Below are 14,427 nucleotides of genomic sequence, written 5' to 3' on the forward strand. Positions count from 1 at the left end.
TCTTTATTTGAATAAATAGGCAAAACCGACTTGGCCTACGAAGTTCTTTCGGTCGTATCCAGGCACGAAATACTGATCTGGTTGATTTTCCAAAAACCACTTATAATTAAGTGTACTCACGTATTGGAGTCTCGCATTCAAAAGAAGGTTGCCAAACTTCCAATCCCCTACTAATGACGGAACAATATCCACATACTTGTTTCTAAAATCTTTTGAGGCTTCGTATCGGTAATAATAAAAATCAAGATTGTAAACGATACGCTCTATCTGGAAACCAATACGATTCATACCATGTACCCAAGCAAATTCTGCAAAAATAACATTACTGCCCGGGCCATTTCCTGCACCTAAAACCTGTCCATTGTGGGTATAACCATGCCGAACATGATCATGAATATACCAGGTTTCCAGATCCCGAATCTCTTCTCGAATCACCTGACCCGTCTGGGTCATTTCCGAGCTAATTTGAAAATAATGTCCTGGCTTCTTTAAAGACATTAAATGAGAGAACCCCAAAGTCCAAGCTCTTCCGGACTCCGGTGTGATGAGAAAATCATTTACTCTACGGTAGTTTCCTCGATTTCCATATTCTCCGTAGAATTCAAAATTCCCCTTGCTAGAAAGCCATCTAAAAAACCCTGAACTGAATTGCTGCCTTTTATCACGGATCGGGTTCTCTACAGAATACATCCCCTTCTGCCCATTAAAAATTGGAACGATGTCGCCCAAGGTTCGCACATCATCTCCATACATATTATTAACAGAGCTAAATCCCAAAAATAGACCTGGAACCCATTTCGGTTGGTAGGTCATAATAAGTCCTGACAGAAAACGATTCCCATTCAGCGGCTTGGGAACATAAACCGGATTTTCCTGAATAGAATACTCAGGATGTGGGGGCAAAAAACCAGACTCTTTCAGAAATCCCATTATAAATTGTCCTTCAAAAGAGCCGATCTTGGAAGGAATAGGCTTTCGGGTATTGACGGTAAAATGGGTAAAACCTGGAGCGTTGTTACCAAGAATCAGAGAATTTCTTCTACCTGGACCCCACCACAGGTTCTCTGTAGAAATCCCTAGAGAAACAGTGTTGAAATTATATCGAATACTGGACTGACCTAAGTAGAATTTATTGTATGAGCCAGAACCGAATTGCTCAGGCATATCAATTCTATTCATGTACTCATAATAGAAGAGTACCGTAGCCTGATGTTCAATGGGGAAACCTATGTAATCCTGATTTTGGGCCATCAATAGTTCTGGCTGGAACTGCACACTCCACCTACCCATTTCCCCATAAGCACCCAGACTTATGATATTTTGAAAGCCCCGATTGGGAATGAAAGCACCGTCATTTACTCCAAAAGCATAAGTAGAATTATACTGAAGCTTATACGTGGCTGGTAGTACCCTAAACTTAAATTTCTTTTCTTTTCCAAAATTCCTATGAAATGGACTCAAATCAACATCCACAACTGAGCTATCCAAATCGAATCCATCTTTGGCACCAAAGGCTTCTGTGGGATAAAGTGGTCTGATCATAAATGAGGACATGGAATCCACTTTTCCAAGAAGCTGCGCACGCCTGAGATAATCATCTAAAACTGGCATCCCTACCGGAACTGTTTGAGACCTCAAATTTCCAGAAGACCCAAGCAATACCGCAAATAGGACAAGAGATAAAAACCTAAACTTTCTTCTCATAATCAATCTACAACCAGTGCCTCCACCACTATACTAGAGATGGACCAGGATTCGTCACAGGCCGGATCAGGAATTCCTTCCTGATTCAGTTCATCTCGCATGAAAACATCAATATCATTATTGGTATGATCAATCAACCGCGTAATGCTGTACTGCGTGGTATAGTTGTCAAAGGCTCCAAAAAGACATAAACCCGGAATATTGGTTCGTACAGCTCCTGATTTTGGAACAAATTGCCTTGCATAATTTTCTGGATACGATTGGTACAGACAAAAAGTAGATTCGCAGGGTGAATTCGAAAAGGTAGTTCTTAGAATTTCTTGACTATCTGCACCTAAAATCCAATAATCTCCTCCCGGATTTCCATCCCAGCTATCATGAACCAGAATATCTACGGTAATCCGCATCACATTATGGGAGGGGAGGTTATCTATCCTCAACTTTATTTCCTCATTATTATAAAAGCCTGAGATGGTGTCATTTTGAAATACAAAAAGCCTAGCTCCCTCGAAACCAGCCAGGTTCAACTCCGAAAAGTCATTGCTATAAACCACCACAGAGGACTCCAGAGTGTCCGTGCAGGCAGAAGAAAGAAAGAATAGGGGTAATACGACAAGCTGCCACAGCCAACGATAGAACTTCATGTACTCGGTATTCCAAAAGTGTAGTTACAAATAAACAAAAAAGACCTCATCCTTTGGTATTCTATCCCATTGTTTTTCTTTTTACTGTGTGACAATTCCTATTTTTGAATCTTTCAAAGAGATATGCCAAAATTCACTTTAGTAGCTGGGGCGCGACCAAATTTTATGAAAATCGCTCCCATCATACACGCTTTGCAAAAAGCCAAAAAGACAAATCCTTCACTTCAGTATAGACTCGTTCATACTGGTCAGCATTATGACAAAAAAATGTCGGGTGATTTCTTTGATCAGCTCAATATCCCTAAACCCGATGCCAACTTAGGTGGAGGTGGAGGTACCCAAGCGGAACAAACTGCTTCTATCATGGTAGCCTTCGAAAAGGAACTTATGGAGAATCCATGTGATTTGGTTTTGGTGGTAGGAGACGTCACTTCTACTCTTGCCTGCTCCATCACAGCTAAAAAGCTTAACATCGATGTAGCACATGTGGAAGGGGGGATTCGCTCGGGAGACTTAACCATGCCTGAGGAAATCAATAGAATGGTAACTGATTCTATCACAGATCATTTCTTCACCACATCTGAAATCGCAAATAATAACTTAAGGAAACTGGGCTTTAGAGAAGAGCAGGTTCACTTTGTGGGCAATACCATGATCGATACTCTGAAGGCCCAAATGCCAAGATTTCGCCCACCGGAAGGTGATGTTTTTGATGGGTTGAAGAAAAAAGAGTATTTCGTGATGACCATGCACCGCCCTGCTAACGTGGATCAGGAACAACAGCTGAAAGCGATGCTTGATGCCATACTAGAAGGAACTCAGGGACTCCCTATTGTTTTCCCCGTACATCCTAGGACGGCAAAAATCCTCTCTAATCTGGGATTGGACGCATCTAATCTACACCTCTGCGAGCCTTTGGGTTACCTTGAATTCAATTACCTGGTTCGGAATGCCAAAGCAGTAATTACTGATTCAGGAGGAATTACCGAAGAGGCTTCCGTCATGAATGTCCCTTGTATCACTTTAAGAGACAACACCGAGCGGGCCGAAACGATACATTTGGGAACGAATGAGTTGGTCGGTACGGACCCCTCCAAACTGAAGCCATATTTGGATAAGGTAATGGCCGGGGAATGGAAGGAATACCAGGGCATCCCAATGTGGGATGGAAAAACGGCGGAGAGAATCGTAGAAATCTTGCTATCCAAATACTAGGCTTTGGACACTCAGGAAAGAATAAACTATCTGGTAAAAAAACTAGATCTGCTTCCACACCCTGAAGGCGGCTTTTATAAGGAGACCTACCGGTCAAAGCAGATCTTGGATACTCCTTATGGAGAAAGAAGCCTAATGACCTCCATTTATTTTTTACTCACCTCCGAAAATGTAAGTCATTTCCACAGGATCAAAAGCGATGAGCATTGGTATTTCCATGAGGGAAGCCCTTTAACGATCCACCTGCTAGATCGTCAGGGGCATAGAAAACTCAAACTCGGGCCTAGCTCTGAGGAATGTGCTCCGCATCATCTAGTGGAGAAAAAATTGATCTTCGGGAGCACGGTAGATGAAAAAAATGCTTATAGCCTGGTGTCCTGTGTCGTGGCTCCTGGCTTTGATTTCAAGGATTTCGAGCTTTTCAAGGCTGAAGATCTCCTCTCACAGTACCCTGATCACAGGGAAATCATCGAGCGTTTAACATAAAAAAAGCCCCGGAAATCCGGGGCTTTTTACTCTCAACTATCTACACTCTCTTAGAAGGAGAATGCTACCCTAAAATTAATTTCTGTTCCTGGAGCCAGACTGGTAAAGATTTGATCCTGTGCCTGGAAGGATTTGAATACCAATTCTCTTTTTGAATTCAGAATGTTCTGAACACCGAATCCTGCTTTGATTCTCTCATCTGCACCAAAAGATTTATTCATATTGAAATTCAAGCTATGGAAGGGAACGGTGAAGTTATCAGTCTGATTTCTAAATCCTACGAAGTTCAAAGTCGGACCCTGAACATTGTAGAACAAGCCGCCATCCCAACCTTTTGCAAAGTTCATATAGCTAATTCCTGTATTGATGATATATGGTGCCTGACCTGCCATCTCACGAGTATCCTTGATGTTTTCACCCTCTTTTGCCGCTAGGCTTCTGGAAATAAATTCAGACTCTGACATCTTAATTTGAGATTCTGTAATAGTCACATTGGTATTCCAGCTGAAATTCTCAAGTGATGGAGCGATCAAACCTAATGACTGTCTGAACTCAAACTCCAAACCTAATACGGTACCATTACCCACGTTTCTTGGCTGGAACGATCCTGGGTCAGAAATAAACTGAACAATTTCTATCGGTCTGTCAAAGCTCTTGTAGAAAGCACTTACCGATACCATTTGACCTCTTTCCTGGAAGGCTTCCCATCTAAGGTCAAAGTTATTTATTCGGGTAGGTGTCAAATTACCATCCCAAAGCACATCTTGTCCACCATTGGTAGTTTCAGTAAACAGACCACCGATGAAAGTTCTACCGGTAATCGGATCAAGAATTTCCGCATAAGACAATTCCTTGAATGAAGGCCTTGCGATAGTTCTTGTGGCAGAAAGTCTAAGGTTTTGATTATCCTTCAGCGCGAAAATAAGGTTTAAGGTTGGGAAGAAATCCGTTTCATTCAGCACCTCGTCATTATCTAAAACAATTGTTCCATTTTGGTTGGTACCAGTATACCGCTGAACATAATTTTCCATTCTTAATCCAACTACCGCCTTCAGTTTTTCCAGAGGATTGAATTCAGTAGAAATATAAGCTCCAATATTGTTCACATTAGAAGAAAAGGCATTAGGATTATTTGGAATAAAGCCTGGATTATAACGTACCCCATTAATATTTCCCTGTTGTACTAAGTTTTCATCATTGAAGATGTCATTAGGGTCACCGTCGAACCTAGTGCTTCCGGTAGGAAACTGGAAATTTTGAATATCAAAATCCCGAGTTTTGTAAGTATAAGAACCACCAAATTTAACCTTGGAATCTCTTTGTAAGATTTTCAATTCCCTGGTAAGATCTGCACGGCTGGATACATTGTATTCCTCAAGGAATCTCCAGATTCTTTCTGGAAGGCCTGCTTCAGTTCCGACAGTATTGTTTGGCAATCTAAATCGAGAAAAACGAATATCAGGGTCATTAATCACTGATCGTGTAGGAGACACTTTCCAATTCAGAGCCCATGCTCCATTATCAAACAGGTGATCACCTGCCAAAAGAATATTGGTCATTGAACGCTCGGAGTACTCTAGGTTATACTGAGCCGCTTCGAAGTTCGCTCCTAAGTTGGTATTGACAAAGTTGAAAATACCTGCTTTAGACTCTCCATTCTGCAGGTGCATGAAATTCAAGCGGAGCTTTGAATAGCCCTTTTTCATAGCTATTCCTGCCAAACCTCCGAGGAGAACATTATTTACACCATAGTCACCTCTTTGACGCTCGAGTGGTTCCAGTTCAAATTGATTGGTTTCACTTGGCTTCCCAAAAAGATTAAATTGTGCGTCCTTGTAATACTCGGTTTCATTCTTATAAGTCAACGCTACATTATACCCCCAGGTAGTATTCGGACGAACCAGCTGATTCCCTAAAGAAAAGCTTAGCCCAAGGTCCATAAGGTTTGACCCTCTCATTCCACCCATGGTCTTATTGAAACCACCAAGAATGTTTTGGTATTCTTGACCTTGAGGTCCATTTGGGTTTGAAACAAAGTCAACATATTGAGGAATATCTGTTCTTCCACCTGTAGGGATATCTCTGGTTCCGTCGTCAAAACCTAACCAATCAGTACTTCCCCCTTCATAGGAGATATAATCAGAATTAAAGTGCATGGAGGGGTTTAATCCGCCGCTGATCCCAACATTAAATATTTTTTCTTCTGGAAAGTCTTTGGTTTCTATGTCAACCACCCCTCCGGTGAAATCTGCAGGTAGATCTGCAGTGAATGATTTGGATACGATAATGTTATCTATCACGTTCGTTGGGAAAATATCCATTTGGATTGTGTTCCTATCAGGATCCAAACCTGGGATGTCTACACCATTAAGAACTGTTTTAGTATATCGGTCACCAAGTCCTCTTACATAAATGTATTTACCTCCTTCGATAGATACACCAGTTACTCTTTTAACAGCAGAAGCTGCATCTCCATCGCCGATCTGCTTAAAGGTACTGGAAGAGATTCCGTCTACTAATTGCGGAGCATTTCTCTTCACTGACATCAAAGCTGCCTCAGTGGTTCTAATTACAGTGGATGAAATTACCACGGTTTCAAGTTCTGAAGCTTCTTCAGCCATAAGTAGGTCAGGAAGTACGGTTACTTCTCCATCCTTAACTACCACTTCTGTCAATTCTATCGTAGAATAGGAGATGTAGGAGAATTGGAGGGTGTAAGTTCCTGGAGCTACCTTGATCTCGAATTTTCCATCTAGATCGGTGACTGCTCCGGTAGAAGTTTCTTTTACTAATACGGAGACTCCGATTAGGGTTTCTCCAGTAGCTTCTTCAAAAATGGTTCCTCTGATGGTTCCATTTTGAGCGATTGCGAATGCCACTAAGAATTGGGACAATACAATCAGTGCCAGGGTGAGTGTTCTTTTCTTGAACATTTCAGTGTTATTTATTTGTACAGCAAATTGATTGATTTCTAAATAAGGAAAGGAAGTGGCCTTGCAAACCCCTTCCTTTCCATTTAGAAATAGTTGGTTTTAGAAGTCTGAAAGTTCTCCAGCTTCAGATGTCCAAGACCATCCAGCAAATACTGATACATCAGCACCAGAAAGTGGAGTGGCCACATCAGATGCATGAACGTCAGTTCCATTTTTAAATACTTCAGCTAGGGTAGTCGCAACGCTCGTTGGAAGAGTAGTTTCCAATAAGGCGAACATTAGATCTCCATTAGCGAAGTTTTCATTAGACTCATCTCCACTTAGTGAGAAGTCACCTCTACCAATCTTCTCCATGTCGTCATCCAATTCGTTCGGACTAGGGAAGTTGAAGAAGTAGATTCCATCGAATGAACCTCTTGCCCCATCTCTAAAGTCACCAAGCTCGGTGTTGGCGCCATCTCCTTTTACAGATCCATTTCTCAAGGTGTGACCAGCAAGATATGATCCCTCTGGACCATCAATTTCAAGAGCGTGGTCAGTCTCAGAACCAGCAACTACAACAAAGTTAGTAAGCGTTCCAGCCCATGCCTGGTCAGTATCCAATGCATCATCACCAGCATTCCATACTACTGCATTGGTAACATTTACGGTCCCACCGAACCATTCGATTCCGTCATCCTGATTACCTACAACTTCAACAAACTCGATTTCAGTACCTCTACCTACTCCACCAAGTGTCAATCCGTTGATTTCGTTACCTTCTCCAATGTTTGCTCCACCATGACGGATAGATACATACTTAAACATTCCAGAGTTATCATCATCATCATTTCCTCCGTAAAGACCATTTGTGTCTGATGGTGGAATACCTTCGATTTGAGTTTCAGTTACATCTCCACCTAGAGAACAAGTAGCATTTCCAAGGATCAAAACTCCACCCCAAAGACCATTGATGTCTGGTGTTAAGTTTGGAGAAACAATTTGACCTGGTTGAATTTGGTCAGCGAATGAAGTGAAGATAATAGGATTATTTGCCTCACCGACAGCGTTAATTGTAGCATCTCTCGCCACTACTAGGGCTGAAGCATTAGCTCCAGAACCTGCAGAACCCTTAACGATTACCCCAGGCTGAATAGTAAGTGTTGCACCTGCTTCAACAGAAATTCGTCCTTGAAGGATGTATACCTTACCTGTTTCCCAGGTTACATCTGATGTGATATTTGATGATACACTTATAACAGTTTCCTCAGCACCTACTGTCAATACATGTGTAGCAACCGCCTGGTCGCCATCTACGTCAGTTACAGTGAAAGTGAAAACAACATTTTTTCCAGCGTCTTCTGGAAGAGCAGTATACTCAAAAGGAGTAGAAGCTGTAGTTCCGGTCAAAGGAACGGTAGCTAATGTTGCCCCGTCTTTTGTGATTACTAACTGAGCAAGACCATCAGGAGCGGTAGCGGTAGCAGTTACCGGACCAAGAGTTCCTCCAGCCTCGATGGATGCCGTAGGAGGAATACCTGTGATTGTTACTCCGTTGTCTGGATCTTCATCGTCATTACAACTAGTAAAGCCGATCGCCAGAGCTGCAAAGATAAAGGTGTGATAAAGTAATTTTTTCATGGGATAAAATTGATTTTTGATAGGTTCGTCTGTTTTCGACGTTGCAAAAGTGTATCAATTTCCCACAGCCAAAGAATAATTCTAATTATCCTTTTTTTAATTCGAAATGCCGAACTTAATATTGAATTAATCAGAATGGCATAAAAAAAGGCTTTCCTTTCAGAAAGCCCCTATTTCACATCTTTTATGTTAATTGAATGTTACCGATTTATTTATCGGTACTTTTTCCATCAATATTCTGACAATATCCCGGGTATCAATTCCATCCGCTTCAGCCTCATAATTAAGAATGATTCGGTGGTTTAATACGTCTTCGGCTATTTCTTTTATGTCTTCTGGTAAGACATAATCTCTACCGTCTAAAAAGGCTATTGCTTTAGAAGCGAGATTTAAATTTATACTTGCCCTTGGGGATACCCCAAACTGAATATACTTCTTCTCTTCCTTCAAACCGTATTGATCCGGGAACCTCGTCGCGAAGACTAATTCTATGATATAATGCTCCAGAGGTTCTGCGATTTTCACAGCATTGATCTGGTCTCTTATCTCAAAAATATCCTGCTTGGATAAAATAGCATTCACTTCTGAATTGAATTGCATATTGGCCATCCTACGCATTACCTCCATTTCGGCTGTTTTCGAAGGGTAATCAATATGCACCTTCATCATAAATCTATCAACCTGTGCTTCAGGTAGTGGATAGGTTCCTTCCTGATCTACCGGGTTTTGTGTAGCCAATACCAAAAATGGGCGATCCAGCTGATAAGTAGTCTCACCAATCGTTACCTGCTTTTCCTGCATTGCTTCCAGCAAAGCTGACTGAACTTTTGCAGGAGATCGGTTCACCTCATCAGCAAGAATCAGATTAGAAAAAATGGGGCCCTTTTTTACTTCAAAGTCTGCCTTCTGCTGATTATAAATCATGGTTCCCACCAAGTCTGCCGGTAAAAGGTCCGGAGTAAACTGGATTCGGTTGAAATCTAGATGAAGAACTTTAGCAAGAGTATTTACAGTGAGGGTTTTTGCAAGTCCCGGTACACCTTCCAAAAGAATGTGTCCATTAGTGAAGAGACCAATTAATAGTCTATTCACCATTCTCTCCTGGCCTACTACGACTTTCGCGACCTCCTGAATGACTTCCTGTATCTTTTCCTGATGCATGTTGGTTTCGTTTAAGAGTCTGCTAAAATAGGAGATTAGCAGTCAAACCACAATCTTAAATCATTCCTATGGCATACGCATGGATGGATGGTGTTTTTAAAGTTTTTTAAGAAGACGATCAGTCAGTATTGACCATACATTTGAATTTACTTCTAACCACAGAGGCACTGAGTTCTCAGAGTTATCACCGAGTTAGTTTTTTTTCTGGAAGTTTAGACCTAAATTTTATTTAAATGGAAAACGACCAAATCACTTCAAAAATTATTGGCGCAGCTATAGAGGTTCACAAAGAATTAGGGCCGGGACTTCTGGAAAGTGCATATGAAAAATGCCTCTTATATGAAATTCGGAATCAGGGTTTGAAAGTTGAATCCCAAATACTTCTTCCAGTGAAATTTAAAGATGTGGAGATTGATGCTGGTTACAGAATGGACCTTTTGGTGGAAGATAAAATTGTCGTTGAAATTAATGCCGTTGATTACATGGCTGATATTTATTTAGCCCAAATTTTAACTTACATGAAACTAGGGGGGTATCATTTGGGTCTTCTCATTAATTTTAATGTAACCAAACTTGTCGATGGCGTCAAAAGGGTGATTAATGGTTGAAGAAATTTGTCTCTGTGGGATTCTTCGTGTCCTCTGTGGCCCTGTGGTAAAAAAATTAACCTCTCGTCTTTCTAAAGCCAGTCAGCCCCAGCTGGTGATAAATAGTTTTCTGATCCATTTCCCTTACCTCGCCAGATTCAAAACCTTCAATAGTCAATTTCTCCAAGGACCAGCGAACAAGCCTTAGCGTAGGAAACCCAACCGCTGCAGTCATTTTACGAACTTGCCGATTCTTCCCTTCGATTAGAGTTAGTTCTATCCAGGAATCGGGGACATTTTTGCGATATCTGATGGGAGGGTTTCTATCCGGAAGTTCTGGAATCTCTGCTCTCAGCTTTGCGATAGCAAGTTTGGTTTTATAAAGCTTCCCATCCACTTTAATCTCCACGCCTTGTTCAAGATCCCGAATAGCCTTTTCGTCAGGAATCCCTTCCACCTGGGCCAAATAGGTTCTTTGGTGTCCAAATCGGGGATTTAGTAGCTGATGATTTAAAAATTTATCGTTGGTGATGAGAAGGAGTCCCTCGCTATCCTTATCCAATCGACCCACAGGATACACATCCTTCGGAAATGAAAAAAGAGAGGCTAATGTCTGCCCCTCTCCTCTAAATTGGCTTAAAACCCCAAAGGGTTTGTAAATGATAAAGTATCGTGCCAAAGCCTGATCAGCTTCCGCAGCCTATACAATCAATCTTTGAATCCATTGGCTTCACGCCCTTGAGCTTCATCTCAAGGTTATGAATCTGGTCACGAACTTCCATGTCTGCAAACATATCTCCGGTCAGCTGTCCCTTCAAATCTGCAATCTGTGACTCGAGTTCTTTCATTTGTACTTCGCTCATAAAAAGGTTGTCTTGGTTAAGGATAGGTTAAAATAATCAACGTCCCGGAAAAAGCCCGAAAAATTGATATTAGATTTTTTAACAAAAACAGTTCCAATTGAAATTCAGGGAATTAAATTTTTGAATAAAGTTCAAAAGGGTATCAGTATATTCGGCCTTAATGAGATTTAGATCAATTTTAGTTTTCTTTCTTTTGACATTTAATCTAAGCATTGCACAAAGCAAGGATGAATTTAAATACCTGGGCTACTTAACCGAAGAAGGCTTAAACGTATGGTTAGATTCCATCTGGACTGCGGAACAAATCCCCATTCGCAAAAGAGATTCACTCGGTAGAATCCATGGTTTTGAATCAGAAGAATTTAATTGGCAGGATAAAATTTATCATCAAAACCATGATATCAACGAAAAGAAGATCCGAGAGCTTCTGGATACTCATGGCTGGCCCGAGATTCGAGTCATAGGGGATAGAGGAAATATTACCATTTGCAACGTCATTCAGCATTCAGAGAACGAAGTAAGAATCATGTATCTCCCTATGATGAGGGAAGCTGTGGCTTCAAAAAACCTAGATCCTGCTCTATTGGCAAGAGCGGAAGACAGAATAGCTACTGAAAGAGGAGACCTTCAAATCTATGGAACCCAGATCAAATATTATCCTGAGACCCAAAGCCTGAATCTCTGGCCCATTAAAAATCCTGAAAACCTGGAGAAAAGAAGAGCTGAAATTGGTCTCGAGCCGATAGAAGCCTTTCTTCGAAGAAAACGAGTCCCTATGGAATGGAACGTGGAGGAACAGATCGAAAGAACCAGAGAATTTGAGAAGAATAAAAAACAAAAGCCAGTCTAGTAGACCGGCTTTCTTTTATTTGGTAATCAAACGCACTATTTGTTCTGAGCTCTTTTCATAGGGTTACTTCCAGTTGAAGCTCCTCTTACTGCACCACTGCGCTTATAAAGCTCAAATCGAGAAGGCTGATATTGTCTCGGCCAGTAATTATTTGACTCATCGATATCTGCTGTCTCACGAAGTGGATCCAATACCACTTGCTTTACTTCCTTTTCTTTAGCAAAAACTTTGGTCACCTGTGACTCATTCAGCTTCCAGATATTAACCGGTATTCTCTCTATTTCAGTGCTCCCATCAGCATATTGCCATTCCAAAATAATAGGCATCACCAGTCCACCCACATTGCTGAAGGTCAGCTCGTAGAAGTTCATATTGCTATTCAGCAATTCTCTTTCTTCATCATTGAGACTACTCATAAAATTTTGGTAGGCAGCTTCATCCTGTGGAGTTACCTCAAATGGATTGTATGTGGTGTAGAAATCAGAAGTAGCAGGATCAGCTTCCGTGTAGGTTTCTGCTATATCCTCCATGTTTTTGCTTCGGCTTACATAGGTTTCGTTCCTCTCTGCCTCTTCAGCTGCCTCCTCTTGCCTTTCGGCTGGGGTTCTGTTGTCCAGTTTATACCAGGCCACATTATCCAAAGAAATATCTACTGGTTCTGTACCATAAAACCACCCTCTCCAAAACCAATCTAAATCTACCGCAGAAGCATCTTCAAGAGTTCTGAAAAGATCTTCAGGGGTTGGGTGCTTAAACATCCATCTTCTGGAATACTCTTTAAACGCAAAGTCAAAAAGCTCTCTACCCATGATAGTCTCTCGAAGAATGTTCAGAGCGGTTGCTGGCTTTGCGTAAGCATTCGCACCAAACTGAATGATGTTTTCAGAGTTTGTCATAATGGGCTCAAGCAAATGCTTCTCACTTCTCATGTAAGGAACAATCTTATGTGCAGGGCCTCTTCTGGAAGGATAATTTCTATCCCACTCCTGCTCGGCCATAAATTGCATAAAGGTATTCAAACCTTCATCCATCCAGGTCCACTGACGCTCATCAGAGTTCACGATCATAGGGAAGAAGTTATGCCCCACTTCATGGATGATCACTGAAATCATTCCGTTTTTGATCGCCTCGGAATAGGTACCGTCTTTATCTGGTCGACCATAATTGAAGCAGATCATAGGGTACTCCATACCATTACTGGCCTCCACAGAAATGGCTGTAGGATATGGATAATCAAAGGTATGGGCAGCATATGACTTCAAAGTATGAGCTACAACCCTAGTGGAATATTGTCCCCATAGCGGATTGGCCTCCTTAGCGTAATAAGACATGGCCATCACATTATTCCCGCCTTGCTCAACAGCCATGGCATCCCAGATGAACTTTCTGGAAGACGTCCACGCAAAATCCCTCACATTCTCAGCTTTAAACTTCCAGGTTTTTGTGCCTGAAGCCTTTCCCTTCTCAAGTTCTTCTGCCTCCTCCTGAGTCCTGATTACAACGGGTGTATCGAAAGTTTCTTTTGCTCTGTTCCAACGGTCTAACTCTGTGCTTGAAAGTACTTCTCTATGATTTTGAAGTTCTCCAGTAGCACCTACCATATGATCCGCTGGAACAGTAATGTTCACTTCATAGTCTCCGAATACAAGAGCAAATTCCCCTCTACCTAAGAACTGCTTGTTTTGCCAACCTTCGAAATCTGAATAAACGGCCATTCTTGGAAACCACTCTGCCATGGTATAGAGATAGTTTCCATCTTCAGGAAAATACTCATATCCCGGACGGCCACCGATAAAACTCATTCGATCATGGATATTGAAGGACCAATCGATAGAAAATGTGAAAGAATCTCCTGCCTCCAGCGGTTCTGGAAGATCCACGCGCATCATGGTTTGATTTAATGCAATAGGAAGTGCATTCCCATTTTTATCCTTCACATCCAAAAGCTGATAGGCATAATCATCGGAATGCCACAATATCCCCTGCAATTGTCTCAAGCTCATGCCTCTGGAAATACTGGATTCGGTTACTTTTGGAGTTTCTGAATCCTTCCCTCTTTGGTTTTGCTCTAGCTGAATCCATAGGTAAGTCAGCTGATCAGGTGAATTATTATAATATGTGATGGTTTCAGAGCCTTTGATAGACTGATTATCATCATCCAGTTCAACATCTATTTTATAGTCCGCCTTCTGCTGCCAGTACATATGTCCCGGAGCACCAGAGGCCGTACGATATACATTTGGAGAACGAAGCATTGTACCGAGTTGCTCGAATCGCTCTCCATGATTTTGTTCTGAATGCTGGGCAAAAACCCCTGTGGTCAGGAGTCCAAGCAAAGCCATAAAGCTCAATCTAATTTTCATA

General features: G+C 41.6%; 12 protein-coding genes. 4 read left to right on the top strand and 8 right to left on the bottom strand.

Going from position 1 to position 14,427, the window contains the following annotated elements; genetic code table 11:
- Nucleotides 1–3 precede the first annotated feature (3 nt).
- Both QVH07_RS06615 and QVH07_RS06620 read right to left on the bottom strand, forming a co-directional pair.
- Complete coding sequence (locus QVH07_RS06615) at nucleotides 4–1,704, bottom strand: capsule assembly Wzi family protein (protein WP_289999371.1); 1,701 nt, start codon at nucleotides 1,702–1,704, stop codon at nucleotides 4–6.
- 2 nt (nucleotides 1,705–1,706) lie between these two features.
- Nucleotides 1,707–2,348, bottom strand: coding sequence for a hypothetical protein (locus QVH07_RS06620; RefSeq protein WP_289999372.1), 642 nt, complete (start codon nucleotides 2,346–2,348; stop codon nucleotides 1,707–1,709).
- Between the two features lie 123 nt (nucleotides 2,349–2,471).
- Here QVH07_RS06620 and wecB point away from each other — a divergent pair, with 123 nt between their 5' ends.
- Together wecB and QVH07_RS06630 are read left to right on the top strand one after the other, a co-directional pair.
- The gene (gene wecB, locus QVH07_RS06625; protein ID WP_289999373.1) at nucleotides 2,472–3,563 is read left to right on the top strand and encodes a non-hydrolyzing UDP-N-acetylglucosamine 2-epimerase; all 1,092 of its coding nucleotides are present in this window, start codon (nucleotides 2,472–2,474) and stop codon (nucleotides 3,561–3,563) included.
- Between the two features lie 3 nt (nucleotides 3,564–3,566).
- Nucleotides 3,567–4,049, top strand: coding sequence for a cupin domain-containing protein (locus tag QVH07_RS06630; RefSeq protein WP_289999374.1), 483 nt, complete (start codon nucleotides 3,567–3,569; stop codon nucleotides 4,047–4,049).
- A gap of 50 nt (nucleotides 4,050–4,099) precedes the next feature.
- On the opposite strand, the gene QVH07_RS06635 is transcribed toward QVH07_RS06630, so the two are convergent.
- The 3 genes from QVH07_RS06635 to QVH07_RS06645 form a co-directional block, all read right to left on the bottom strand.
- On the bottom strand, nucleotides 4,100–6,982 hold the full coding sequence (locus QVH07_RS06635) for a TonB-dependent receptor (RefSeq protein ID WP_289999375.1): 2,883 nt from the start codon (nucleotides 6,980–6,982) through the stop codon (nucleotides 4,100–4,102).
- 99 nt (nucleotides 6,983–7,081) lie between these two features.
- Nucleotides 7,082–8,602, bottom strand: coding sequence for a beta-helix domain-containing protein (locus QVH07_RS06640; RefSeq protein ID WP_289999376.1), 1,521 nt, complete (start codon nucleotides 8,600–8,602; stop codon nucleotides 7,082–7,084).
- Between the two features lie 189 nt (nucleotides 8,603–8,791).
- The gene (locus tag QVH07_RS06645; protein ID WP_289999377.1) at nucleotides 8,792–9,763 is read right to left on the bottom strand and encodes an AAA family ATPase; all 972 of its coding nucleotides are present in this window, start codon (nucleotides 9,761–9,763) and stop codon (nucleotides 8,792–8,794) included.
- Between the two features lie 233 nt (nucleotides 9,764–9,996).
- Between QVH07_RS06645 and QVH07_RS06650 the strand changes: the two genes are divergently transcribed.
- A complete protein-coding gene (locus QVH07_RS06650) occupies nucleotides 9,997–10,371 on the top strand; it encodes a GxxExxY protein (RefSeq protein WP_289999378.1) in 375 nt (124 codons plus the stop codon).
- Between the two features lie 55 nt (nucleotides 10,372–10,426).
- On the opposite strand, the gene QVH07_RS06655 is transcribed toward QVH07_RS06650, so the two are convergent.
- Both QVH07_RS06655 and QVH07_RS06660 read right to left on the bottom strand, forming a co-directional pair.
- Nucleotides 10,427–11,029 (bottom strand): pseudouridine synthase, encoded by a 603-nt coding sequence (locus tag QVH07_RS06655; protein WP_289999379.1) that lies wholly within the window; start codon nucleotides 11,027–11,029, stop codon nucleotides 10,427–10,429.
- A gap of 7 nt (nucleotides 11,030–11,036) precedes the next feature.
- Entirely contained in the window at nucleotides 11,037–11,213 is a 177-nt protein-coding gene (locus tag QVH07_RS06660; protein WP_289999380.1) for a hypothetical protein, read from the bottom strand.
- 160 nt (nucleotides 11,214–11,373) lie between these two features.
- Between QVH07_RS06660 and QVH07_RS06665 the strand changes: the two genes are divergently transcribed.
- Nucleotides 11,374–12,063: a DUF6624 domain-containing protein gene (locus QVH07_RS06665; RefSeq protein WP_289999381.1), complete on the top strand. Its 690-nt coding sequence runs from the start codon at nucleotides 11,374–11,376 to the stop codon at nucleotides 12,061–12,063.
- A 35-nt stretch (nucleotides 12,064–12,098) separates the two neighbouring features.
- On the opposite strand, the gene QVH07_RS06670 is transcribed toward QVH07_RS06665, so the two are convergent.
- Complete coding sequence (locus QVH07_RS06670) at nucleotides 12,099–14,426, bottom strand: M1 family metallopeptidase (protein ID WP_289999382.1); 2,328 nt, start codon at nucleotides 14,424–14,426, stop codon at nucleotides 12,099–12,101.
- Nucleotide 14,427: the final 1 nt, after the last annotated feature.

Source organism: Algoriphagus sediminis, from assembly GCF_030403435.1.
Classification (GTDB): Bacteria; Bacteroidota; Bacteroidia; order Cytophagales; family Cyclobacteriaceae; genus Algoriphagus; species Algoriphagus sediminis.